This window comes from Planococcus maitriensis, assembly GCF_003289925.1.
Classification (GTDB): Bacteria; Bacillota; Bacilli; order Bacillales_A; family Planococcaceae; genus Planococcus; species Planococcus maitriensis.
Genome location: NZ_QLZQ01000001.1, coordinates 269,441 through 294,499 on the forward strand (window position 1 = coordinate 269,441; position 25,059 = coordinate 294,499).

Sequence of the window (25,059 nt, forward strand, 5' to 3'; positions counted from 1 at the left end):
TTAAAAATTGACTTGTAATTCAAAAAGATAAAACGTATACTTTTTTTGAATCAATGTTTAATAAATGACCGGAAAGTTTATTTTTTTCCAGTACGTTGAAAGGGCTTACATTTTCTTTAAAAGGGGGCTTTCGTTTGGCAGCTATTGAAACGATGGAACTTTTCGGGCGTCCGGAAGTGAAGGTGTTTGCGGAACGTCCATCGACAATCGGCCAATTGCTAACAGATACTGCGGCACGCTTCGGGGAAAAGCAAGCGGTCGTTACAGAAGAACGGACTTTGAGCTACCAGGAACTGGACGGGCAATCGACGACGCTAGCCGCCAATCTTCAACGGCGCGGCATCCAAGTGGGCGACCGGGTGGGAGCGGTGATCGGAAACTGTGCTGAGTTCCCGATTGTCGTCTTTGCTTGCGCCAAGGCCGGGGCAATCATGGTACCGGTCAATGTCAAACTGCAAGTTGAAGAACTTCAATACATTATCGGCCATTCCAAGCCGAAGCTATTGATTGTGGAAGCTGAATACGCGGAGAAAGTGAAAGAAGCAGTACGAAAAAGCGGGCTGCAGGATTTGGAACAGCCTGAACTCTTTGTAATCGGGAACGAAAATTCCTATGGAGAATTACTGGATGAATCAGCTGCATTTGAACAGGTGGACGTCGATGAAGTGGACGGCGCGTTCATCCTCTATACATCAGGGACGACAGGGCGCCCTAAAGGCGCGGTGCTTGCGCATATCAATGCGGTGCACAGCGTGATGAATTACAAACGCCGCTTTGAAACGGACGATTCGATGAAAACGCTGGTCGCTGTCCCGATGTTCCATGTGACAGGGCTGGTCGGGCAGCTGCTTCATATGTTTTATGTGGGCGGTACGGTCTACAGCATGAGGCGCTACCAGAACGAAGCTTATATCCAGCTGATATTGAAACACGAAGTCAATTTCCTGTTCAATGTGCCGACCATTTTCATCATGATGTCAACAAGCGAAGAATTCCAGAAGCATTCGTTCGGGTTTGTGAAGAAAGTGGCTTTCGGCGGTTCCCCGATTTACCAGCAGACGTTCCAGATGCTGAAGAAAGCATTCCCGAAGGCGCAGCTCCATAACGCGTACGGGGCGACGGAAACGACATCCCCCGCTACGTTGATGCCAGTAAGCTATCCCGAGTCGAAAGTGACGTCGGTCGGCTTGCCGGTTGATGTGGCGGACATCAAAATCGTCGACCCGGAAGGACGCACCGTGCCGGATGGGGAATCCGGCGAATTGTATATCAAGGGGCCGATGATCATCAAGGAATATTGGGACAACCCTGCCGCCAACCAGTCAAGCTTCACGGACGGCTATTGGCATTCGGGTGACCTCGGCATCATGGACGATGACGGATATGTCTATATCCGCGACCGCAAGAAAGACATGATCAACCGGGGCGGCGAGAAGATTTTCTCCATTGAAGTGGAGGATGCGCTGAAAAGCCATCCCGACGTCGTCGAAGCAGCCGTCATCGGGGAACCGGACCCGGTGTTCGGCGAGAAAGTGAAAGCGTTTGTTGTGGGGCAGAACTTGGATCCGGACGACTTCTCGGAACTGCAGGCGCATTGCAAGAAGGCTCTTGCGAAATTCAAGGTGCCTGAAGAGTTTGTTCTATTGGAAAGCCTGCCGCGAAATGCGTCAGGAAAGATCCTGAAAAACACATTAAAAGAAACAGGGGGCCGATCAAATGCTTAAGGAATTATCGCCAAAAGCGGAACAATTACGCCAGGAACTGCTGAAATTCATGGATGACTATGTCTATCCGGCTGAACAGACAGTGAAAGAATACCAGGAAACCGCAAGCGACCGCTGGACCATCCCGCCAATCATAGAAGAACTGAAGCAAAAAGCGAAAGCGCAAGGCTTGTGGAACTTGTTCCTTGACCACCCCGAATATGGGGCCGGACTAACGAATTACGAGTATTCCCATCTATGTGAAATTATGGGACGATCGCTCATCGCTCCGGAAATCTTCAACTGCAATGCGCCGGATACCGGCAATATGGAAGTGTTCGTCAAATACGGCACCGATGAGCAGAAAAAGCAATGGCTCGAGCCGTTATTGAACGGCGAAATCCGCTCGTGCTTTTCCATGACAGAGCCGGATGTCGCTTCATCCGATGCCACCAATATCCAAAGCAGCATCGTCCGCGATGGCGATGAATACGTCATCAACGCCAAAAAATGGTGGACAACAGGCGCCATGGACCCGCGCTGCAGCATTGCCATTGTCATGGGGAAAACCGACCCGGATGCCGAGAAGCATAAGCAACAATCGATGATTCTCGTGCCATTCGATACGCCAGGCGTCAAGATTGTCCGACCGCTCACCGTATTCGGTTATGACGATGCGCCGCAAGGGCATGCGGAAGTACATTATGAAAATGTCCGCGTCCCGGCAAGCAATATGCTGCTTGGGGAAGGCAGAGGTTTTGAAATCGCACAGGGCCGCCTTGGGCCAGGGCGCATCCATCACTGCATGCGTGCAATCGGCGCTGCGGAGCGTGCACTTGAACTATTGTGCAGACGGGCGGAAAGCCGGGTTGCGTTCGGATCGACATTGGCTGAAAAAGACGTCATCAAGGAAATCATCGCCGAAAGCCGCATCGAAATCGAACAGGCGCGCTTGTTGACCTTGAACGCCGCGCACAAGATCGATGAATACGGCGCGAAAGCCGCGCGTAAGGAAATCGCCATGATCAAGATCGCCGCACCGCGCGTCTCGATCAATGTTATCGACCGTGCCATGCAAGTATTCGGCGGAGCGGGGCTGACAGAAGATTTCCCGCTCGCAGAACATTACGCAAACGCACGCACGCTGCGTCTTGTCGACGGGCCGGACCAAGTCCACTTGCGCGATGTCGGGCGCCTCGAACTGCGTGAGCAATTGAAAGCGAATGAAGCAAGGCAATAAGGGCCTCTAAGCGAAGCGGAAGGAGTGGTGATAGTGAAAGCATGGCAAGTGAAAGAGCTCGGGGACCCGCAGCAGGCTTTGGCGATTGCAGAGTTGCCGGAGCCGATGCCTGGTGCCGGGGAAGCACTCATCAAAGTGGAAGCGGCGGCACTCAATTTTTTCGATATTCTGCAATGCCAGGGAAAATACCAGGAACGCCCGGAGCTCCCCTTTACCCCGGGGGCAGAAATTGCCGGAACGATCGAAGCACTCGGTGAAAGCACACAAGGCGAAATCGGCCAACGCGTCCTCGCGACGCCGATGCTGCCAAGCGGCGGCCTTGCCGAATGGGCGGTCGTCAAACAGGAAGGGATCTTCCCGATTCCGGATGAGCTGTCCTATGCGGAAGCGGCAGCGCTGTTCATCACGTATCAAACAGCCTATTTCGCCCTGCATCGCTCAGGCCATTTGAAAAAGGGAGAAGTATTGCTCGTCCATGCCGCATCGGGCGGTGTCGGCTCGGCCGCGGTCCAGCTCGGCAAAGCGGCAGGCGCGACCGTCATCGCGACCGCCGGAAGCGAGGACAAGCTTGCGGTATGCAAAGAACTTGGAGCGGACATCGTCATCAATTACCGCGAAGAGGATTTCGTCCCGAAAGTGAAAGAAGCGACCGGTGGCAAAGGGGCGGATGTCATTTTCGACCCTGTCGGGGGTGACACCTTCGACCGGTCGAGAAAATGCATCGCCTTTGAAGGGCGTATCTTGGTGATCGGTTTTGCCGGAGGACGGATCGCCGATGCACCGACCAATCATGCCTTGATCAAAAATTACTCGATTGTCGGCGTCCATTTCGGCTTGTTCCGCAATTTGATGCCGGACCAAGTGATGAAAGCCCATCACGAGTTGATGGCGCTGTATAAGGAAGGGGCTATCAAGCCGCTCATCTATAAAGAATTCGCATTCGATGAAGTCGTCGATGCACTCGATCAGCTCGGCAGCCGAAAAACATACGGGAAATTAGTCGTTACACCATAAAGGGGGGAAAGCCTATGGGAAATCTCGTCCAAACAGAAATGAACGGATCCATCGCACGTCTGCGTATGAACCGGCCGGATAAACTCAACGCATTGTCTCGGGAGATGGTCGAAGAAATGCTCGCCGCTCTCAAGCAATTGGAAAGGGATCCGGCAGTGAAAGCGATCGTCCTCTCAGGGGAAGGGAAAGCATTTTCTGCAGGAGGCGATATTGCATCGATGAAAGAATTGGACAGCGCGCATGAAGTTGCTGAATGGATCGATTTTGTCTCCAGCTTGTCGAAGGCCTTGATGGACAGCGATAAACCCATCATCGCCGCTGTTCACGGTTACGCTGCAGGAGCGGGCTTCAGCTTGGCGCTTGCCGCGGACTTCATCGTGGCAGACGAAGACGCGAAATTCGCTTTGAGCTTCTCGAATATCGGCCTCATTCCCGACCTCGGGCTCATCAAAGCGCTTCGCAAACGGATCAGCCCGCCGCTCGCCAAAGAGTGGATCGCATCCGCAAAAGTGGTCAGTGCACAAGAAGCTGAACATCACGGTTTGATCAATCGCGTCTCGAGCGGGGATGCCGGCCAGGCCGCTGTGGAGTTTGCGGAATTTCTTGCTAAAGGGCCCGCCATCAGCAATAAATACGTCAAGTACCTGGTCAACCATTTGGATGAATTGCCGCAGGAAGCGGCCTTCATGCAGGAGAATCTCATCCAGGCACTGCTTCTCCAGACCGAAGACCATAAAGAAGGCATCGCTGCTTTCTTCGAAAAGCGCAAACCTGAATTCCAAGGGAAATGATGTAAGCGTTACCATTTGATGCGGCCACGGCACAAAAACCGGACGGAGGTATTTTCTATGAAAAAACACGGTTCTCGCTATTTAGCAGCAGGTGCAGCAATGACCCTTCTACTTGCAGGATGCGGCGGCGGAGATTCTGCCGGCGGCGGTTCGGAAGGGGAAACGATCACGCTTCGCGCAGCCACGGGATTAAGTGCGCAGCACGCATGGTGGGAAGCTTCGATGGTCCCCTGGATGGATCGGGTCGAAGAATTGACGGATGGCCAAGTGCAATTTGAAACTTTCACTGGCGGGGAATTGGTTTCGGTTCCGGATGAAGGCGACGCCCTTCAAAGCGGGACGGTCGACGTCGCGTTGGTCTTGCCGATCTATCAGCCGGACCAATTCCCGATGGCCGAAGTGACGATGTTGCCGCTTAACCATTCCGATACCTTGATCGCTTCAAATGCCTGGAAAAAGCTTTTGGAGAGCGAGGAAGAACTGGCGGATGGCCAAACTTATAGTGAAATGCAATTCGGCGATTTTAAAGTTTTCCCGGTTTCGACCACACAGGAATATTCGATATCCACAACAGGGCATGAATTCAATTCGGTCAGTGATGTCGAAGGCACATCCCTTCGCACGCCTTCCCGCATCCACGAAATGTATGCCGCGAAAACCGGCATCAACAGCGTGACCATGCCAGCTGTCGAAATCTACGATGCCCTCAGCCGCGGCACGTTCGAAGGCGCATTCTACAGCATCGCCGACTGGACCGGATACGGCTTCCAGGATTTGTTCCGCTATACGGTCACGGGCATCAACTTCGGCCATTTCAATGCATTTATCGGCATGAGCCAAAGCCGATGGGATGAACTCCCGGAAAATGTCCAGGAAGCGATGACTCAGGCCAATGAGGACATTTTCGAAGCCGGCGCACAGGAATGGATGGACCGTGCTGAAGCGATCATCCCTGAAAATGAAGAAAATGGCGGGAAGTTCGTCGAGTTCAGTGAATTGGACCAGGAAGTACAGGACCACTTCAATACAGGGATTGAAGACACATGGACAGATTACGCAAAACTTCTGGAAGACAATGGGCTGCCGGGCAACGAAGTGGTCAAAATGTGGAGAGATCTCTTGATTGAAGAAGGTGGAGAAGTGCCGGAAGCGGTCATGAATTTGGAATAAGCAAGCAAGAAGAGGATAGCGCATTGAGGTGTCGCGTATCCTCTTTTTCCATAATGGAGGCAAGGAGGCCAGAGAATGGACAATTTACTGGTTATTGGAATCATTTTGGCCATGATGATCATTTTGCTGCTGGCGGGGCTGTATATCCACTCCGTTCTGCTGGCGAGCGGCATCATCGGGCTGATTCTTTTGGAAGGGTTCGGCATTCTGCCCGGTCTTCTCGGCAATGAACCGTTCAACCGTGTGGCCAGTTATACTTTGACGACCATCCCATTGTTTGTGTTGATGGCACAATTCATCCTGCAATCTGGGCTCGTCCAGGACATCTTTTACATGGTTCATAAAGTATCAAAAGGAAAGAACAGTTTACTTGGCATCCTGACCTTGATTATCGGCGGGTTGTTGGGGGCGGTTTCGGGATCCGGGACAGCCACTTCCGCATCGCTCGGCCAGGTCGCCATCCCGGAACTGCGCAAGCACGGTTACAGTGCGCCGCTCGCCGGTGCGGTCGCCGCTTCCGGCGGGTCGCTCTCAGGGATCATCCCGCCGAGCATCATCCTGATCCTTTACGGGGTCGCGACCGAAACGCCGGTCGGAAGTTTGTTCGTCGGCGCCTTCATCCCCGGGATTTTGACGATGCTGGTGTTTATCGCTGTCATGCTCGTCTATTTCCAATTGGGCAAAAAGAAACAGCATGCCGCACAGGAAGAAATGATCGGAGAAGCGGCGACGCAAGAGAAGGTGCCCGCCATTCGCTTGATCATCGCCAGCGTCATTGCCGTTGCAATCGTCTTCATCATCTTCGGGGGGATTTATACAGGCGTCTTCACGCCGACGGAAGCGGGTGCTGTCGGGGCCTTTGTCGGGTTGATTGCGGCATTTCTATTGGGCAAAGTGAACTTCGCGTTCTTTAAAACTTCTTTGATTGAAACGGTGAAGCTGACAGGGATGGTCATGATCATCATGATCGGCGCGCAGATTTTCGGCCGATTTGTTTCCCTTTCGCTGCTGCCGAGGCGTTTGATCGAGTTGATCGAACCAATCATGGACACGCCGGTGCTCGTGCTGATCGTCATTTCCATCGTCTTGTTCATCATGTTCATGTTCATTGAAGGCGCAGCCGTCATTTTGATGTCGATTCCGGTGGTCCTGCCGATCATTCAAGAGCTGCAAGTCGATATATTATGGTTCGGTGTATTTGTTTCAGTCATCTGTACGATCGGATTGATCACCCCTCCGGTCGGGTTAAGCGTCTACGCAGTCGCCGGTGTCAGTGGCATCAACTCAGGTTCGATTTTCCGCCTGACGACGGTCTTTGCTTTGGTGGCGATGGCGGTCGTGACAGGGTTGATGATCGCATTCCCGGGCCTTGCCACTTGGCTGCCGAATTCAATGTAGGAAATGGAGGGAAGCATGATGAAAGGTGTATGGAAAGCGTATCGGCTTTTTCATTATTTAAAGCTTATCGGCATTTGGATCAGCGGCATCGCCGTGGTGGCAATGATGTTATTGATCGTCTATGACGTGATGATGCGAACGCTGTTCTCGAGTTCGATCCGCGGAGGGTTTGAGATCATCCAGAACTATATGATGCCATTGGTCGTTTTCCCGGGTCTCGCTTATGTCTATTCTTCCGGCGTCTTGCCGAAGATGGATTTGCTGCTTGACCGTTTCGGGGCAGGCATGCAAAAAGTGATCATCCTGCTGATGATTCTGCTGGAGCTTTTCGTCCTGGTGCTGATCGTCCAGTTCAGCTGGGCTTACGCAATGGACGGGCTCGAGAGGGAAATTGCATTCCCGGCGGCAGGAACACTGTATCCGCTGTATCCATTTTTCTTCTTGATCCCGATTGCCTTCGGAATGATTGTCATTGAAAACCTGTTCATCCTGATCCGGAACATACTGGAGAAAAAACCGAGCTTATTGATGGAAGAACCGAAAGGGCCAGTGGAGGATCTCTAAAAAAACAGTAAATGAGGGAGTGGAATGAATCTACGTGAACGAAAAGCAGCGAAGAAACGGGAAGATATCCTTCGTTCAGCCAGTTTGGTCATTTCACGGCAGGGCTATCACAACGCAACGATGGAAGACATTGCCGCGGAATTATTGATGACAAAAGGGGCGCTCTATTATTACTTCAAAAACAAGGAAGAATTATTGTACCGCTGCCACGACCTGATCTTGACGGAAGCGAAAGAAAAGATGGAAGGGATTGTGCGGATGGATGTCTCTTGCGAGGAAAAAATGCGCATGGCTTTGCGCCACCACATCGAAGTGGCGATCCGCGAAAAGGAAGTCTTCAATTTGATCGTCAAACCCGAAACGACCTTTTCACAGGACAATATCCCGGAAATCATCAAAAAACGCGATGAATACGCAGGGCTCTTTGACCGGATCATCGATGAAGGCGTCGAAAGCGGGGAATTCGAAGTGCCGGAAAAGAAAATGGCGCGCATGATCATCTTGGGGGCCACCAACTGGATACAAGTATGGTATTCGCCTGAAGGCAAGTATTCGCCTGAAGATGTGGAAGAGATCTATGCTGGGCAATTATTGAAGATGCTGAGGAAAATATCCTGATTTGAAGGAATTGATGGAATGAGAAAAATACATGTCATTACCCAAAAGGAAGCGGTGAGGGAAGAACGGCTTGTGGGATGCACAGCCGCTGTGATCGACGTGTTCCTGGCGACATCGACGATCATTTTCCTATTGGACCGCAATTACGAGCCGGTGCATGCGGTTCTCGGAAGCGAGCAGGCGTTAGAGCTGTCGAAGCTGCAGGAGGCTGAGCATCTATTGCTCGGCGAGTCGAAAGGCGAAGGGCTCGAGGGCTTTGATTATCCTGATCCCTGCGCGCTGGAATACAGTGCGGAGCGGCAGGCAGCCATCATTTGTTCGACGAACGGCACGATCGCCATCGAAAAAGCGAAAGAGGCAAAGAAATTATACATCTCCTCGTTGGTGAATGGGCATCGTGTAGCTGAGCGCATCCACCAGGAACAGGATGGCTCATCGATTGTGCTCATCTGCTCGGGAAATGACGACCGTTTCTCGATGGAAGATTTCATCGGTGCCGGCCAATTGGCTGATCATCTGGCTAACTGGGGAAGCTATGAACTGTCAGATGCTGCGAAGCTGGCCCGGAAAGCTTACCGCAGTTCTCTGGCGGAAAGGTTCAATGAATTGCTGGACAGTGAGACGGCGGATTTGCTCAAGCGCTTTAATTTTCCTGAAGCGGCAGAATTCATCATCCGCCAACATGAACAGCTGGATGTGGTGCCGGTCTATAAAGACGGCATGATTGTCAAAGAACTCGAACAAGTGAGAAATGGTGAATAAAGGAGGAACCCTATGGCGAAGCAGTGGGATTCTGTGAGTGTGGAGATAAATGATGCCATCGGAGTGGTCACTCTCGACCACCAGCCGCTCAATGTATTGAGCGATGCAGTTTTGGATCAGCTGGAACAAGCGATTGATGCGCTGCAGGAAACAGAGGTGCGGGCGGTCGTGCTGCGCTCGGCAAGTGCCAAGGCATTCGCTGCCGGTGCGGATATCAGCCAATTCCCGGAGTTGACTAAAATGAGCGGCATCGAATTGGTGGAAAAAGGAAAGCGGATTTTCGACAAGCTGACGGAAGGGAAAGCCCCTGTCATCTGCGCAGTCCATGGCCTGGCGCTCGGTGCAGGGCTGGAACTGGCACTTGCCTGTGACATGCGCGTCGCCGAAGAGAACGCGAAAATGGGGCTGCCTGAAACTGGTTTGGGCATATTGCCTGGATACGGCGGAACACAGCGGCTTTCCCGTCTGGTCGGACCCGGAAAAGCCAAGGAGCTCGTCCTCTCAGGAGTCTGGCTCAACGGGCAGGAAGCATACGAAGCAAAACTCGTCGAGCGGGTGGTGCCAGAAGGGCAAGCGTTCGAAACGGCTTATGCGATGGCGGAACAAATCGCCGGAAAAGGGCCGCTTGCTATCGCCTTCGCGAAAGAAGCGATCGATGAAGGTTTGGATTTGCCGCTGCCCGAAGCGCAATTTCTGGAAACGCGGATGTTCGCGAAGCTAGTGGGAACAGAGGATATGGATGAAGGTGTCAAAGCTTTCAATGAAAAGCGTAAACCGAATTTCACAGGCAAATGATTAGGGGGATGGACATATGGAGCGATTGGCAGTAATCGGTGCTGGAACCATGGGGAATGGGATTGCACAGGTCGGGGCGGAAGGCGGCCTGGATGTCATTTTATACGACGTCGATCCGGCAGGGCTGGAACGCGGGATGCAGCGCATCGATAAAACGCTGCGGCGTAACGTTGAAAAAGGGCGCATGACCGAAGAGCAGCGTGAAAGCGTATGGAATCGGATTCGTCCAAGCACGGAGATCAATGACTTGAAAGAGATGGATATCGTCATCGAAGCGATCATCGAAAAACTCGAGCCGAAAAAGGAATTATTCGAAAAGCTCGATGAGATCTGCAAAGCGGAGACGATTTTCGCGACGAATACTTCGGGGCTCAGCATTACAGAAATGGCCGCGAGTTCGGGCCGCAGCGCACAAGTTGTCGGCATGCATTTCTTCAACCCGGTGCCGATCATGAAACTGGTCGAAATCATCCGGGCCGAACAGACAAGCGACGAAACATTTGACCGGGCGCATGAAATCGCGCAGCGTTTCAACAAGACCGCGATTTCCGTGAAGGAAGCGCCTTTGTTTGCGGTAAACCGGATCTTGACGCCGATGATCAACGAAGCGGTCTTTGTGTTGATGGAGGGAATCGCTTCAGCGGAAGACATCGATAAAGGCATGGAACTCGGCGCAAACCATCCGATCGGCCCGTTGGCGTTGGCTGATCTGATCGGGCTCGACACGATGCTGTTCGTGGCAGAAACACTTTACGAGGAAACGAAAGACTCGAAATACAGGCCGGCGCCTTTAATGAAACAATACGTACGTGCCGGCAAGCTCGGCAGAAAGTCGGGAGAAGGATTCTTCAAATACGAATGACATGGAGGGCATCAATATGAGCGATGCAACACCGAGAACGAAAAAAACACAGGAAGTCGATTGGGAGAAAGTCGAGCGGTTCCTGCGAAATGCAATGCCGGACTTGCCGGAAGGCGAGATGACAGTGCGCCAATTTTCGGAAGGTTATTCGAATCTCACGTACCTGCTGCAAATCGGGGACTGGGAAGGTGTATTGAGACGCCCGCCATTTGGGGAGATTCCGCCGAAAGCGCATGATATGGAGCGGGAATTCAAGATGCTTGAAAAAGTGCATCCCGTGTTTCCGCTTGCACCTGAACCCTACGTATATTGTGAAGATCCCGAAGTGATGGATAAGCATTTTTACGTCATGGAGAAAAAACAGGGGCTCGTCATCGATGAAGAACTTCCGGAAGTGTACGGGAGCCCGGAACAGGCAGGGCCAATTATTTCAAAGAATGTGATTTCGACATTGGTCCAGCTGCAGGCAATCGATTATAAAGAAGCCGGCCTCGCCGATATGGGCAAACCGGAAGGATTCATGGAGCGCCAAGTGAAAGGTTGGATCAAACGCTATCATCACTCAAAAACCGATGACATCGAAGGCCTTGAAGAGCTGGAGCAATGGCTCACGGCGAATATCCCGGTCAATGAAGAAACGACGATCGTCCACAATGATTTCAAATTGAACAATATGGTGATCGATGAAGAAAATCCGGGGCTTGCCACGGGCGTTCTCGATTGGGAATTGTCGACAATCGGCGATCCGCTGAGCGATGTCGGCTCGACATTGGCTTACTGGGGACAGGCGGAAGACGCTGATATCGGCATCAACATCATCTCAAGCCAGCCAGGCTTTTACAGCCGCAAGGAATTCGTGGAAGAGTATGCGAAGCAAAGCGGGCGCGATGTGTCGAATATCAACTATTACCTAGCGTTCGGGTTCTATAAACTGGCAGGGATTTTGCAGCAAATATACTACCGCTGGAAAAACGGCGAAATTGAAGATGAGCGTTTCCGCCATTTGAATAAGGCAGTCGCGAACTTGATCGATATGGCGAACCGGACGCGCAGGGGCGAAGTGTTATGACAAGCAGCCGGGGTGATTCTTTTCGCTTGATGAAGTGAAACGGACCGGCCGGAATGAGGAGGGAAAAGAATGGGACAGGAATTTCACTACGCGCCGTTTCGCGTAGAAGCGGGCAAGGTCCGGGAGTTCGCATTGGCCCTCGGTTTAAGGGATCCGGTTTATTTCGACAGAAAAGCAGCAGTGGACGCGGGATATCGGGGTATTCCGGCTCCGCCTACATTCACGACAGTCATCGATTTCTGGAATGAACGGGATTTCTATCAATTGTTCGCAGTGTGGGGGCTAGACCCGAATGACATTCTGCATGGGGAGCAAAGTTTCGAATACGGACAGGACATCATCAGCGGGGATGTCATTTCAGCGAAGGCCGTGCTGACCGATCGATTTGATAAAAAAGACAAGCGCTTTTACCAGATTGAAACGACTTACCGCAATCAGGACAACGACGTGGTCTGCATCGGGCGGGCAACTTTAATCGAAAGGCGGGAACAGCATGGCGCAGAAATTGCGGGACATTCATAAAAAAGCACTTGCGCCCATCGATATGGTGCGCTATTCAGGTGCTTCAGGCGATTTTAATGAAATCCATACTGTTCCGAAAGTCGCCCGCAGCAAAGGGTTGAAGGAGCCGATTGTCCATGGGATGTTGTTGATGGGATGGGCTGCAGATGCCATCGAAGAGTGGTTTCCTGAAAGGAAGCTGAAGAAATTCACCGTGCGCTTTGTCGGCATGGCACACGCAGGTGAGGCATTTGTCATTGAAGGGATGCTGACGACGGGCAATGCCGGAGAGTTGCAGATCAAAGATGCTTCCGGCGCAGGCAAGCTCGTCGGGAGCTTTGAAATGGACTGATTATCTATTTAATTAACGGAATATTTTGCGAAATGAAGGGAGAGAATATAATTGGAGGAGTTTACATACCCAAGCTTCGACCTGACCGGGCAAAAAGCACTCGTTACCGGAGGCAGCAAAGGCATCGGCCTGGCCATTGCAGCTGGGCTCGCCCATGCCGGTGCTAAAGTGCTCATTACCGGACGCGATGAAACAGTGCTCAAGGAAGCGGCGGATGAAATGAAAGCCCTAAAACTGGATGTTTCCTGGAAGTCTGCGGACGTAACATCGAAACAAGCCGTCTCCGAATTATTCGAATTCATCGATGCTGATTTCGGGGGAGTGGACATTCTCGTCAATAATGCCGGAATGAACATACGTAAGCCACTTGTAGAAGTGGAGGAAGAAGACTGGGACCTGGTGCTCGGTACCAATTTAAAAGGCATCTTCCTGGTCGGCCAGCAAGCCGCAAAGCGGATGATCGGCCAAAAAAGCGGCTGCATCATCAATATTTCTTCTATTATGGGGCAAGTTGGCAATCCGCTCCAGACGAGCTATGCGGCAAGTAAAGGCGGGATCAACCAATTGACGAAAGTGTGGGCAGCGGAACTCGCTGAACATAATATCCGCGTCAACGCCTTGGCGCCCGCTTATATCAAAACACCGATGACAGAACCGTTTCTAAAGGATCCGGAACGGCTGGAAAAATTGGTCAGCAGAACCATGCTGAAGCGGATGGGTGAAGCGGGCGAGATGATCGGGCCGGCTTTATTCCTGGCATCGGAAGCATCCAGCTATGTGACGGGACAGATTCTTTATGTAGATGGCGGATGGACCGCCAATTAGATACTGGGGGGAAAGACGATGGCAAATGGAAGAAATACGGAGAGAGATCCAGTTTTAGAGAAACAGCAGAACAATCCGCTCGCCAAAGTAGCGAATGTGTTCGCCAAAATCGCCGAGAAATGGCTGCCGGATGCATTCGTATTCGCGGTATTGCTGACGGCGATCGCATTTATTGCAGGGGTGCTCTTTACGGATTCCGGGCCGATCGATATGATGCGCCATTGGGGAGACGGCATGTGGGGCCTTTTGACTTTTACGGCCCAGATCATCACGACCTTCGTATTGAGTTATGCTCTGGCTTTGACGCCGACCGTTTCGAAGGCGCTTGAGAAAATCGCCGGCATCCCTAAAGGGCCGAATTCCGCGATTTTGATGGTGACTTTCACGGCGCTTGGCGCGTCTCTCATCAGCTGGGCTTTCGGCCTTGTCGTGGCGGGCATCATCGCGAAACTGGTCGCAAAGAAAGTGCGCGACGTCGATTACCGTGTGCTCGTCGCTGCAGGATATTCAGGGTTTTTGATCTGGGAAGGCGGCTTGTCTTCTTCACCAGCACTATTTGTCGCGACCGCAGGGCACGTGTTTGAAGGGGATATCGGAATTGTCCCGATATCGGAGACGCTATTATCGGCAGTGAATATTGCGATTGTCGTAATCCTCTTCTTCACGCTTCCTTTCGTCATGCGCTTTATCCATCCGCGCAATCCGGAAGACCGCTATTTGGTAGATCCGGCGCGTTTGGAAGACCCGGTCACAGAAGAAGCCGTACAAGATCATGAGGATTATCCAAACGACAAAATCGAGAAGTCCCGCCTCATTCCATTGATTGGCGGATTCCTCGGCTTAAGTTATTTGATCAACCATTTCTATATGAATGGCTTCTCGCTCGATTTGAATACAGTCAACTTGATCTTCTTGACGGCCGCGCTTCTCATGTTCGGAAATGTCCGGGAGCTGACAGCAGGATTATTGAAATCCGTCAGCAGCGTCGGCCAGTTCGTGCTTCAATATCCGTTCTATGCAGGGATTATGGGCATGCTCGGTGCGTCAGGGCTGGCTGTCATGATGTCGAATTTCTTCATTGATATTTCAAATGAAACGACCTTGCCTCTCTTTACCTTCTTATCGGCAGGAATATTGAACATCTTCATCCCGTCAGGCGGCGGACAATGGGCGGTTCAGGCACCGATCATGCTTCCGGCCGCGCTTGAAATGGGCGTCGATCCGGCGAAAATCGTCATGGCTGTCGCTTGGGGAGATAGCTGGACGAATATGATCCAGCCGTTCTGGGCGATTCCGCTGCTCGCGATTGCCGGCTTGAAAATCCGCGACATCATGGGCTACACGATGATCGCCTTGATCTATGGCGGCTTGGTCATCGGTGCCTGCTTGCTGATTTTCTAATGAAAGGGGCATTCATATGAAAGCGATCATTGCAGAAACGACCGGCCCTCCTGAAGTGCTGAAGCTTCAGGAAGCGCCGAAACCAATAGCGAAAGACCATGAAGTGCTCATTAAAGTCGAAGCGATCAGTGTCAATTTTGCCGATATTAAAGCGCGTCTCGGACAATATCATGGCGTGGCAAATAACGAGCCGTTCACGCCAGGGCTGGATTGCGCAGGCATCGTAGAAGAAACAGGCAGCGCAGTGACCGGCTTTTCAGCAGGAGACCGGGTGCGCGCTTTCCCAGCTTCCGGGTCCTATGCGGAATATGTCGTCGCTTCTGACCAGCTTGTCTACAAGATCCCGGACAGCGTCTCCTTTGAGGAAGCGGCAGCGACCTTGACTGTCGGCATCACTGCCTATAATGTGCTGCACGAAGTCGCCCGGATACAGCCGGGTGAATCAGTCTTGATCCACGCAGCAGCCGGCGGCATCGGCACGACCGCGATCCAATTGGCGAAACTTGCTGGCATCTCGGAAATCTACGGAACGGTCGGCAGTGAAGAGAAGATGAAAGTGGCGGAAGACCTTGGCGCTATTGCGGTCAATTATCGTGAGAGTAACTTCGCGGAAGTGGTCGCTGAACTGACGGGCGGCAGGGGCGTAGACGTCATCCTGGACACGATTGCCGGGGAAAATTTCGAGCACAGTGTTGAGGTTCTCGCTCCTTTCGGCCGCATTGTCTCCTTCGGCCATGCCAATGAAGGCTCTGTTCCAGGCATTGTCAAAACAGACGAACTTCATTCAAGCTGCCGGGCGGTGCTCGGGTACAGCACTGGCACTTACCGCAAGCAGCGTCCCGGATTCTTGAGAAAGGCAGAAACCATAATCAGCGAATTGCTTGAACAGCGACAGCTGGAGGTACCGATTACCGGCCGTTATACGCTTGAACAGGCGGCACAAGCCCATGCCTTGATGGAAAGCCGGAAAAGTACAGGGAAACTGGTTTTGCTTCCTTAATAAATTCAGCAGATGCACTGCCCTCTGGAGCAGGACAGCGCATCTACTTGAATTGCAATGAACCCCAACATTCTTCCCCAGATTGAAACCTCAAGAAGTGAAAATCCCAAAGCGCCATGAGAACTCTGAGAAAAAAGGAGGTTGGAATTCTGTGATTTGAACTGAAATGAAATGTATTTTAGATGTGCTTGCTAACCGCTTGCCTGTGTATGGAGGAAGGCAGGAAGCCGGAGTTGTTGACGGTCTTATAACATCCTCAAAACAAGGAGTGAAATCCAAATGGCGAAAACCTATGAAAAAGATATTAAGCTTAATGATTACAGTAAAGAAGTTTTAACGGATTTCTACAAAACAATGGCTAAGATCAGGAAGTTCGATGAAAATCTCATAAGGTTGATGCAAGAAGGAAAAGTATCGGGGTTTTATCATTCTGGCATAGGATCTGAAGGACTGTCAGCGGGTTCCATCCGGCAGAATCTTCGTGATGAAGATTATATCTTCTACAACCATCGCGGCTGTAACCAAAAAATCGCTAAAGGTGTTCCCTTATCTAAAATTTATGGTGATTTTTTAGGGACAATCGAAGGCACAACACGGGGGCTTGGCGCGGGGATTGTACATAGCGCCGACCCGGCAAGGGGAGTATTGGGCCAAGCAGGAACTATCGGCTCGCAACTTGGAATAAGTGTCGGAACAGCGTATACATCTAAATTGACAGGTACCGATCAAGTGACTGTCGTTTATTTTGGAGATGGTGCAGCTTCCCGGGAAATGCTCCACGGCTCTTTGAACTGGGCAGGCTTGTATAAATTGCCGGTCATCTATATTTGCGAAAATAATGAATACGCTATTTCCTGCCATGTCTCTGAAACGCATGCCGTGAAAGAAAATATAGCCGATTGGGCAGAAGGGTATGGAATCCCAAATTGTGTCGTAGATGGAAATGACGTCTTGCTGATGCACGAAGTGGTGAAAGAAGCAGTCGAACGTGCAAAACGCGGAGAGGGTCCAACATTCATAGAAGCGCAAACCTTCCGGCATCGGGGTCATTTCGAAGGCGATCCGTATGATTATGTCGATGTTGAAGTATTGCAGGGATGGAAAGATAAAAAAGATCCGATCAAAAACTTTGCCGCTAAATTAATGCTGGAAAAAATTGTTTCAGAAGAAGATTTAGAGAGCATCAATGCCGAGATTGATTCAGAGATTGCTGAAGCAATTGAAAAAGCTGAATCCGCACCGCTTCCGGACCCGAAAAGAATCTATGAAGGCCTATTTGCGTAAAGGGGGATGAACTGATGAGAAAAATCACGATGCGTACAGCGCTTATGGAAGCTTTGAATGAAGAAATGGAACGGGACGAAACTACGGTCCTGTTCGGTGAAGACGTCGGGAAATTTGGCGGTATCAATGCGGTAACAAAAGGGCTCTATGAAAAATTCGGCGGGACACGCGTATTTGACACGCCAATTGCTGAACCAACCATTGTTGCTGCTGCTGTAGGAATGGCCATTACTGGAAACGCCCGCCCGATCCCTGAATTGCAATTCGGCGATTTTGTCGGCATCGCTTTTGATGAAGTGTTCAACAAAATGGGGAAATGGCGCTTTATGCACGGTGGGCAAATGGAGATGCCAGTTACGCTCCGGCTGCCAATCGGCATCGCTGGCGGAGCAGGACCTGAGCATTCCCAAAGCCCGCAAGCTCTATTTATGCATGGGCCAGGGCTGCAGATTGTTATCCCGTCAACACCTTACGACGCCAAAGGCTTGTTGAAAACCGCCATCCGCGACAATAATGCCGTGTTGTTTTTCGAACATAAAGTGCTTTACGACATGAAAGGTGAAGTGCCGGAAGATGAGTATTTGATTCCTTTCGGGAAAGCAGATATCAAAAAAGAAGGCGATGATGTCACGATTATTGCGACAGCCCTACAGGTCCATACGGCTCTTGATGCGGCGGAAGAGTTATCCGCTAAGGGAGTCGAAGTGGAAGTGATCGATCCCCGCACACTCGCGCCGCTCGATATGGAAACGATCCTGCAATCGGTGAAAAAAACCGGACGTGTGCTCATTGTCCATGAAGAGCCCAAAACGGGCGGATCGGGAGCGGAAATTGCAGCGCAAATCCAAGAGCAAGCACTGTTTGATCTGAGTGCCCCAATTAAAAGGCTGGGCAGCCCAGATGTTCCGATTGCCCAAAGCATTTATTTGGAACCATTCTATACCCCAAGTAAAGAACAAATCGTACAGGCGGTCGACGAATTAATGGAATATTAACTGCTCGATTCAAATTGAGGGGAGTGTGGATGCATGTATGAAGTGAAAATGCCGCGCTTAGGGACCACGATGAAAAATGGGCTGATTTCCCAATGGTTGGTCGAAGAAGGGCAAGAAGTAAAAAAAGGTGAATATCTGTTTGAATTGGAGACTGAAAAATCAACACTTGAAATAGAAGCGCAGGAAGATGGTGTGCTCAGGAAAATTATCGTTCCTGAAGATGAGGAAGTGCCCGTCAACACAGTAATTGCGATTCTTGGCAAAGCGGATGAAGAAATCGATTTCTCTGTTTACTCGGGTGCTGAAAAAGCGGAAACACCGAGTGAACCTCAAGTGCAAGCTGCTGCTGAAACGGAGCGGGATGAAAAGCCGAAAGCCGCAGCAGGAGGAGGTGGCGTGTCCCCGAGGGCAAGAAGGGTAGCTAAAGAGCTCGGGGTGCCGCTTGATGGAATTACCGGAACAGGGAAGAACGGTATCATCACGGAAGATGATGTGAAGAACGCTGCAGGATCAAAGAGTTCGGGGCTGACTGTAAAAGAGACCGTGAAATTGAATAATGTCCAAAGAACAATGGCTGAAAATATAACGAATAGCTGGCAGACCATTCCGCAATTTACGCAGATGGTCACAGTCGATATGAGCAAGGCGTTGGAAGTGAAAAAAGAAATATCGGGAATTTCCATGAACGACATCATCGTCAAAACCGTCAGCAACGCTGTGAAGAATTATCCGTATGTCAACAGCCGGTTCAAGGATAATGAAGTAACTGTCTTTGAGGAAATAAATGTATCTGTTGCCGTTAACAGCTCGCATGGGTTGGTGGTGCCGGTCGTCCGGAACACTGAATCGAAATCCATTGGGGAGATAGCTTCAGAAATCAAAGAGTTGGCTGAAAAAGCGGAGAGTAAATCACTTGGCATGGATGATTACGCGGACGGGACCATTACAGTGTCGAATCTGGGAAGTCTCGGCATCGAATCCGGAACGCCAATTATCAATGCGCCGCAATCGACAATTGTTTTCGCAGGTGCTACCCGTAAGATGCCAGTAGCCACAGAATCCGGAGAAGTCGAAGTTGTTCCTGTCATGGGCTTATCCATCTGCTATGACCATCGGTTTATCGATGGGGTGGCAGGAGCTGGTTTCACAAAAGAACTTCAGAAAGCTTTCGAAAATATTAAAGCGGAAGATTTGAAGTGAAGGGGGATTTTGAATGAGGTTGCAAGACAAAGTTGCTATTATTACAGGGGCAGGCAGCGGGCAAGGAAAAGCATCAGCTCTTATGTTTGCACAACAAGGCGCGACAGTCATCGTTGCGGAAATGAATGAACAGGCCGGAAAAGAAACGGTAAAACAGATTACGGATGCCGGGCAGCACGCTTTCTTTTACCAAACGGATATTTCGGATGAAGAAAATGTCCGCCAATTAGTGGAAACGGTCCACGAGAAATATAAGAAGATTGATATTCTATTCAACAATGCAGGCATCGGGTTTTCTGCCAGGTCAAAATACAAGATGGCTTCCGTCCTAGAAACCCCTCTGGAAGACTGGAATAGCATACTAGGGATTAATTTGAACGGAGTTTACCTCATGTCGAAATACGTCCTGCCGATAATGATCAAACAAAACAAAGGCAGCATCATCCATAACGCTTCCTTGAATGGGATCATAGGAGTCTCGGGAGCAGACGCCTATACCGCTTCAAAAGGCGGCGTAGTGGCATTGACACGGGTCATGGCAGCAGACTACGGAAAACATAATATACGGATCAATTGTATTTGTCCGGGAGCCATCAATACTCCGATGATCAGTGAAGTTCTGGATGATCCTGAAATCGCAAAGAATTACGAGACAGGTCCGCTTGGGAGAGTTGGGGAACCTGAGGAAATAGCGAGCGCTGCATTGTTTCTTGCTTCCGATGAAGCGAGCTATATTACGGGATTGATCATGCCGGTAGACGGTGGTTGGAGTGCCGTCTGATGAGCGGAGGAGAGAGAAGTTTACTTCTCTTTCTTTTTTATATCCAGCCGAAAAGTGAAAGGCTGTAATTAAACAATGCGTTAAATTTTAAATTAAAGGTAAAATATTTTTGCAAATGCACATACTGAGCGGTATGATGGAGTAGAAAATTAAATTTTCTGACAAGTGAACGAAAAATATGTAAGCCCTTTCATCTGGGCTTGAAAAGGAGAAATGGACATGAAACATGTATATCTAGTAGACGGTGCAAGAACGGCGTTCGGGGCTTTTGGCGGGTCGTTTGCGAATACCGATGCGACGGAACTTGGCACGGCGACAGCGGTGGAAGCGCTCAAAAGGGCGAATGTCAAAGCGGAAAATGTGGATCACGTCATTTACGGGAATGTCATCCAGTCGAATGTCAATGCAGCTTATCTTGCGCGCCATATCGGTCTCAATGCGGGTGTTCCCCAGGAAGTGCCGGCCCTGACATTGAACCGGCTTTGCGGATCCGGTGCGCAGGCGGTCGTTTCCGCAGCGCAGCACATTCTTCTCGGAGAAGCGGATATCGTTCTGGCGGGCGGCGCAGAGAATATGTCGATGTCGCCTTATGCGAATTTCACGCAGCGTTTCAGCAAAGCGAAGATGGGGCCGATGCAGTTTGAAGACATGCTTCTCGCGACATTGACCGATCAATACACGGGCAGCGGCATGGGCATGACGGCCGAGAAACTGGCGGAGCAATACGATATTTCCCGTGAAGCCCAGGATGAATTCGCGGTCGAATCAAACCAGCGGGCGGCTAAAGCCGCGACGGGCGGGCAGTTCGACGAAGAGATCGTCGGAGTCGAAGTGAAAACGCGCAAAGGCACAGTGGTGGTCGATAAAGACGAACATATTAAACCCGATGCCAATACGGAAGGCTTGTCAAAGCTGCGCCCGTCGTTCAAGAAAGACGGCTCTGTGACAGCGGGCAATGCTTCCGGCATCAATGACGGCGCCGCATCGCTTGTCGTGGCAGGGGAAGGCGCAGTCCAAAAGCATGGCTTGTCGCCTGTTGCCCGCATCGTGTCTTGGCATGTTGCAGGCGTCGACCCGACCATCATGGGCATCGGCCCGGTTCCAGCCATCCGCCGTGCGCTCGAAAAAGCGGAGCTGACAATTGATGACATTGATTTGGTCGAAGTGAACGAAGCTTTCGCTGCCCAATATTTGGCGGTGGAAAAAGAGCTCGGGCTGGATCGTTCGAAAGTGAATGTCAACGGCGGGGCGATTGCGCTTGGCCATCCGGTCGGCGCGAGCGGCGCACGTATCTTGTTGTCAGCGGCGTATGAACTGAAGCGCCGCGGCGGGAAATATGCGGTCGCGAGCCTGTGCATCGGCGGCGGACAGGGGATTGCGGTGGTGATCGAACATGCCTAAACTGCCGGTTATCGTGGCGCCGATGTTCCTCGTCTCGACGCCCCAGATGGTCATTGAATCTGGGCGCGCAGGCGTAATCGGCTCGTTTCCTCTTTTGAATGCGCGTCCCGCCGAAGAATGCGCGAAATGGCTCGTTGAAGTGAAAGAAGCGCTTGGCGATATCCCATGGGCTGTCAATTTCATTAGCCACCGCGGTTCGAACAAACGCTACGACGAAGATGTGGAATTGATCCGCGAGCACAAGCCGCCGATTGTCATCACTTCGCTCGGGTCGCCTGCCGAAGTGCTGGAAATCGTCCATGGGTACGGCGGACTTGTCTACTCCGACGTGGCGAACGTCAAGCATGCGAAAAAAGCGGCGCAAAGCGGCGTCGATGGATTGATCCTTGTGTGCGCAGGTGCTGGTGGGCACGGCGGCACACTCAATCCGTTCGCTTTCATTGCCGCGGTCAAGAAGTTCTTTGACGGCACGATCATCCTGTCAGGTTCTTTGTCCACTGGGCAAGACGTCGCAGCTGCTTTATTGATGGGCGCGGATTATGCCTATATGGGTACGCGCTTTTTGGCGGTAGAGGAAAGCAGCGCGCCCGAAGATTACAAACAGATGGTCATTGATTCCTCAATCGAAGATATTTTGTATACCGATTCGTTCAGTGGCGTGCCGGTGAATGTCCTCATCCCGAGCCTTGAAAAACAAGGCATCGACCCGAAAACCTTGAAGCCTAAAAAAGATGTCGACCTTTCCCACCTTGTCAATGCCAAGGCATGGCGCGATATTTGGTCGGCTGGGCATGGCGTGACGACGGTGACGAAACGAGAGACGGTCAAGGAAGCCGTCCGCCAATTGGAGCAGGAATATGATGAGGGAGTGAAGGCGCTTGTACGAAACGATTAAAACCGAATTATCGGACGGGATCATGACATTGACATTGAACCGACCTGATAAAATGAACGCCTATACGGTGAAAATGAATGAGGAATTGCTCGATTTCTACCGCAATGTGGATGCGGACGACGAAGTGCGAGTCATTGTCGTCACAGGGGCGGGCCGGGCGTTTTGTGCCGGGATGGATCTTTCGGATGGCGGCTCGACTTTCGCTTCCGAACAAAGCGCGGAAGAATACCGGGACCTCGGCGGCCAGGTAAGCAACCAGGTCTATGAAGTGAAAAAGCCGATCATCGCCGCCATTAACGGCCCTGCGGTCGGCATCGGCATGACGATGACCTTGCCGATGGATATCCGCATCGTCAAAAAAGACGTGAAAATCGGTTTCGTCTTCGGGCGCCGCGGAATCGGCCCGGAAGCTTCATCCGGCTGGTTCTTGCCGCGCATCGCCGGCATCGGGAAAGCGCTCGAGTGGACCTTGACGGGGCGTTATATCCCGACTTCAGAAGCCGTGGAAGCGGGGCTCATGCAATATGAGTCGGAAGATCCGCTTGAGAAAGCGTATGAAATCGCGCGGGATATCGTTGACAACACCGCAGCTACATCCAATAGCTTCACGCGCCAATTGTTATGGAAGATGCTCGGTGCGGACCACCCGCATGAGTCGCATCTGGCGGAATCGAAGTTTCTCCATTGGGCAGGACAGAATGCTGATGCGGATGAAGGCATACAATCCTTTGTCGACAAGCGCAAAGCAGAGTTTCCGATGAAAGCGAGTGAGCTTCCGGATTTTTTCGGTGAAGGAAAATAAGTTGCCCTCAAGTTCCCGGCATGCAGCTGCTGCATGCCGGGAACTTTTTTATGTGAAGGTAAGCATCAGGAATGGATGACGAAAAAAGATGAAGCAACTATGTTTACATCTTATACCCTATGGGGTATATTAAACTTAAGAAAACGAAAACAAACAAAAGGAGAATGATTCCATGTTATTACGATATTTCTATGACGAAAAATTGGCTCACGCATCTTATGTAGTAGGGTGCCAAAAAACAGGCGAAGCAGTAGTCGTTGACCCGATGCGCGATATCACAGCATACGAAGAACTGGCGAAAAAAGAGAAACTGAATATTGTCGGCGCTCTTGAAACGCACATCCATGCTGACTTTGTATCCGGTTCACGTGAACTGAATGACCGGTTCGGCACGAAGCTCTATATTTCGGATGAAGGCGATGCCGATTGGAAATATCAGAACCTGGATGGAATCAGCCATCAATTGTTGAAAGACGGTGACCAGTTCAACATCGGCAACCTGGTATTTGAAGTGATGCATACGCCAGGCCATACCCCGGAAAGCATTTCATTCCTATTGACGGATAAAGGCGGATCCGCGGACAAGCCGATGGGCATCTTTACAGGCGACTTCGTCTTTGTTGGCGATGTCGGGCGCCCGGACCTTCTCGAAAAAGCGGCAGGCATCCAAGGCACGTCCGAATCCGGTGCCGTGGCGATGTTCAAATCAATCGAACGGTTCAAGGCGCTTCCGGATTATTTGCAAGTTTGGCCAGCACATGGCGCCGGATCCGCTTGCGGTAAATCACTCGGCGCAGTGCCGTCAACGACAGTCGGTTACGAAAAAGCCTTTAACTGGGCGATGCAATTCGATGATGAAGCTTCCTTCAAGAAAGCATTGCTCGAAGGCCAGCCGGAACCGCCGTATTATTTCGCAGTAATGAAATCGGTCAACAAAGTAGGGCAAAAATTGATCAAAGACTTGCCGGAACTGAAAGAAATCACATCAGCGGCAGATATTGAAGCGCTTCTTGCTGAAGGCAAGCAAGTACTCGATATGCGCCCGGCAGATGCTTACAGCAAAGGCCATATCCAAGGAACGATCAACATCCCGTTCAATAATTCCTTCACGAACTGGGCAGGCTGGGTCGTCGATTATGATAAGCCGCTCTACCTCCTTCTCGACACGAAAGTGCTCGATGAAGCATTGGTCGCCCTCCGTTCAGTCGGAATCGACGAAGTCTACGGTTTCGCAGAAGCGGAAAGCGTCATGGCACAAGCTGAAAACCTGGCTTCTTATGAAAACGTCTCGCCATCCGAGGCGAATGAGATGGTCGAAAAAGGTGAAGCGTATGTGCTCGATGTCCGCAACCAGACGGAATTCGATGAAGGGCATATCGATAACGCACAGCACATCATGGTCGGTACCTTGAAAAACCGGATCGATGAAGTGGACACTGATAAAACAGTCATTGTACAATGCCAGGCAGGCGCACGTTCCGCAATCGCGGCGAGTGTCCTGAAGGCGAATGGCATCGATAACCTGGTCAATATGACAGGCGGCTACAGCAAATGGCAGCAAGAAGTCGCGTCTGTTAAACAATAATAAGGACACAACCGCTTAAGCTTCGGCTTCGGCGGTTTTCCTTTGAAAAAC

General features: G+C 51.2%; 25 protein-coding genes. All 25 read left to right on the forward strand.

The window, feature by feature from the left end:
- Positions 1 to 134: 134 nt before the first annotated feature.
- The 25 genes from DP119_RS01340 to DP119_RS01460 all read left to right on the forward strand — a co-directional run bounded on the left by DP119_RS01340 (position 135) and on the right by DP119_RS01460 (position 25,008).
- Entirely contained in the window at positions 135 to 1,724 is a 1,590-nt protein-coding gene (locus DP119_RS01340) for a class I adenylate-forming enzyme family protein (protein ID WP_240616352.1), read from the forward strand.
- On the forward strand, positions 1,717 to 2,943 hold the full coding sequence (locus DP119_RS01345; protein ID WP_112230157.1) for an acyl-CoA dehydrogenase family protein: 1,227 nt from the start codon (positions 1,717 to 1,719) through the stop codon (positions 2,941 to 2,943). Before DP119_RS01340 ends, DP119_RS01345 begins: the two co-directional genes overlap by 8 nt.
- A gap of 33 nt (positions 2,944 to 2,976) precedes the next feature.
- On the forward strand, positions 2,977 to 3,957 hold the full coding sequence (locus DP119_RS01350) for an NADPH:quinone oxidoreductase family protein (RefSeq protein WP_112230159.1): 981 nt from the start codon (positions 2,977 to 2,979) through the stop codon (positions 3,955 to 3,957).
- Between the two features lie 14 nt (positions 3,958 to 3,971).
- On the forward strand, positions 3,972 to 4,748 hold the full coding sequence (locus DP119_RS01355) for an enoyl-CoA hydratase/isomerase family protein (RefSeq protein WP_112230161.1): 777 nt from the start codon (positions 3,972 to 3,974) through the stop codon (positions 4,746 to 4,748).
- A gap of 57 nt (positions 4,749 to 4,805) precedes the next feature.
- Complete coding sequence (gene dctP / locus DP119_RS01360; RefSeq protein ID WP_112230163.1) at positions 4,806 to 5,918, forward strand: TRAP transporter substrate-binding protein DctP; 1,113 nt, start codon at positions 4,806 to 4,808, stop codon at positions 5,916 to 5,918.
- Positions 5,919 to 5,993: 75 nt separating this feature from the next.
- Positions 5,994 to 7,316: a TRAP transporter large permease gene (locus DP119_RS01365; RefSeq protein WP_112230165.1), complete on the forward strand. Its 1,323-nt coding sequence runs from the start codon at positions 5,994 to 5,996 to the stop codon at positions 7,314 to 7,316.
- 15 nt (positions 7,317 to 7,331) lie between these two features.
- Complete coding sequence (locus DP119_RS01370) at positions 7,332 to 7,880, forward strand: TRAP transporter small permease (RefSeq protein ID WP_167399169.1); 549 nt, start codon at positions 7,332 to 7,334, stop codon at positions 7,878 to 7,880.
- A gap of 24 nt (positions 7,881 to 7,904) precedes the next feature.
- Entirely contained in the window at positions 7,905 to 8,498 is a 594-nt protein-coding gene (locus DP119_RS01375; RefSeq protein ID WP_112230169.1) for a TetR/AcrR family transcriptional regulator, read from the forward strand.
- Between the two features lie 18 nt (positions 8,499 to 8,516).
- Complete coding sequence (locus DP119_RS01380) at positions 8,517 to 9,260, forward strand: 2-phosphosulfolactate phosphatase (RefSeq protein ID WP_112230171.1); 744 nt, start codon at positions 8,517 to 8,519, stop codon at positions 9,258 to 9,260.
- Positions 9,261 to 9,272: 12 nt separating this feature from the next.
- Complete coding sequence (locus DP119_RS01385) at positions 9,273 to 10,055, forward strand: enoyl-CoA hydratase/isomerase family protein (RefSeq protein WP_240616353.1); 783 nt, start codon at positions 9,273 to 9,275, stop codon at positions 10,053 to 10,055.
- 16 nt (positions 10,056 to 10,071) lie between these two features.
- Positions 10,072 to 10,917, forward strand: a complete 846-nt coding sequence (locus tag DP119_RS01390; protein WP_112230173.1) for a 3-hydroxybutyryl-CoA dehydrogenase — start codon at positions 10,072 to 10,074, stop codon at positions 10,915 to 10,917.
- Positions 10,918 to 10,933: 16 nt separating this feature from the next.
- Positions 10,934 to 11,986, forward strand: a complete 1,053-nt coding sequence (locus DP119_RS01395) for a phosphotransferase family protein (RefSeq protein ID WP_112230175.1) — start codon at positions 10,934 to 10,936, stop codon at positions 11,984 to 11,986.
- A 69-nt stretch (positions 11,987 to 12,055) separates the two neighbouring features.
- On the forward strand, positions 12,056 to 12,508 hold the full coding sequence (locus DP119_RS01400; RefSeq protein ID WP_112230177.1) for an FAS1-like dehydratase domain-containing protein: 453 nt from the start codon (positions 12,056 to 12,058) through the stop codon (positions 12,506 to 12,508).
- Positions 12,480 to 12,839: a MaoC/PaaZ C-terminal domain-containing protein gene (locus DP119_RS01405; RefSeq protein WP_112230178.1), complete on the forward strand. Its 360-nt coding sequence runs from the start codon at positions 12,480 to 12,482 to the stop codon at positions 12,837 to 12,839. The genes DP119_RS01400 and DP119_RS01405 overlap by 29 nt, the downstream gene beginning before the upstream one ends.
- A gap of 51 nt (positions 12,840 to 12,890) precedes the next feature.
- Positions 12,891 to 13,664: an SDR family NAD(P)-dependent oxidoreductase gene (locus tag DP119_RS01410; protein ID WP_112230181.1), complete on the forward strand. Its 774-nt coding sequence runs from the start codon at positions 12,891 to 12,893 to the stop codon at positions 13,662 to 13,664.
- A gap of 18 nt (positions 13,665 to 13,682) precedes the next feature.
- Positions 13,683 to 15,065 carry a short-chain fatty acid transporter gene (locus DP119_RS01415; protein ID WP_101805566.1) on the forward strand — a complete coding sequence of 461 codons (1,383 nt, stop codon included), beginning with the start codon at positions 13,683 to 13,685 and terminating at the stop codon, positions 15,063 to 15,065.
- Between the two features lie 16 nt (positions 15,066 to 15,081).
- Positions 15,082 to 16,065, forward strand: coding sequence for a quinone oxidoreductase family protein (locus DP119_RS01420; protein WP_112230183.1), 984 nt, complete (start codon positions 15,082 to 15,084; stop codon positions 16,063 to 16,065).
- Positions 16,066 to 16,344: 279 nt separating this feature from the next.
- A complete protein-coding gene (locus tag DP119_RS01425) occupies positions 16,345 to 17,349 on the forward strand; it encodes a thiamine pyrophosphate-dependent dehydrogenase E1 component subunit alpha (RefSeq protein WP_112230185.1) in 1,005 nt (334 codons plus the stop codon).
- Between the two features lie 14 nt (positions 17,350 to 17,363).
- The gene (locus DP119_RS01430) at positions 17,364 to 18,344 is read left to right on the forward strand and encodes an alpha-ketoacid dehydrogenase subunit beta (protein WP_112230187.1); all 981 of its coding nucleotides are present in this window, start codon (positions 17,364 to 17,366) and stop codon (positions 18,342 to 18,344) included.
- A gap of 33 nt (positions 18,345 to 18,377) precedes the next feature.
- Positions 18,378 to 19,544 (forward strand): dihydrolipoamide acetyltransferase family protein, encoded by a 1,167-nt coding sequence (locus tag DP119_RS01435; RefSeq protein ID WP_112230189.1) that lies wholly within the window; start codon positions 18,378 to 18,380, stop codon positions 19,542 to 19,544.
- Between the two features lie 13 nt (positions 19,545 to 19,557).
- On the forward strand, positions 19,558 to 20,325 hold the full coding sequence (locus DP119_RS01440) for an SDR family NAD(P)-dependent oxidoreductase (protein WP_112230191.1): 768 nt from the start codon (positions 19,558 to 19,560) through the stop codon (positions 20,323 to 20,325).
- Between the two features lie 219 nt (positions 20,326 to 20,544).
- The gene (locus DP119_RS01445) at positions 20,545 to 21,726 is read left to right on the forward strand and encodes an acetyl-CoA C-acetyltransferase (RefSeq protein WP_112230193.1); all 1,182 of its coding nucleotides are present in this window, start codon (positions 20,545 to 20,547) and stop codon (positions 21,724 to 21,726) included.
- Positions 21,719 to 22,621: an NAD(P)H-dependent flavin oxidoreductase gene (locus DP119_RS01450; protein ID WP_112230195.1), complete on the forward strand. Its 903-nt coding sequence runs from the start codon at positions 21,719 to 21,721 to the stop codon at positions 22,619 to 22,621. The genes DP119_RS01445 and DP119_RS01450 overlap by 8 nt, the downstream gene beginning before the upstream one ends.
- On the forward strand, positions 22,605 to 23,423 hold the full coding sequence (locus DP119_RS01455) for an enoyl-CoA hydratase-related protein (RefSeq protein ID WP_112230197.1): 819 nt from the start codon (positions 22,605 to 22,607) through the stop codon (positions 23,421 to 23,423). Before DP119_RS01450 ends, DP119_RS01455 begins: the two co-directional genes overlap by 17 nt.
- A 172-nt stretch (positions 23,424 to 23,595) precedes the next feature.
- Positions 23,596 to 25,008 carry an MBL fold metallo-hydrolase gene (locus DP119_RS01460; RefSeq protein ID WP_112230198.1) on the forward strand — a complete coding sequence of 471 codons (1,413 nt, stop codon included), beginning with the start codon at positions 23,596 to 23,598 and terminating at the stop codon, positions 25,006 to 25,008.
- Positions 25,009 to 25,059: the final 51 nt, after the last annotated feature.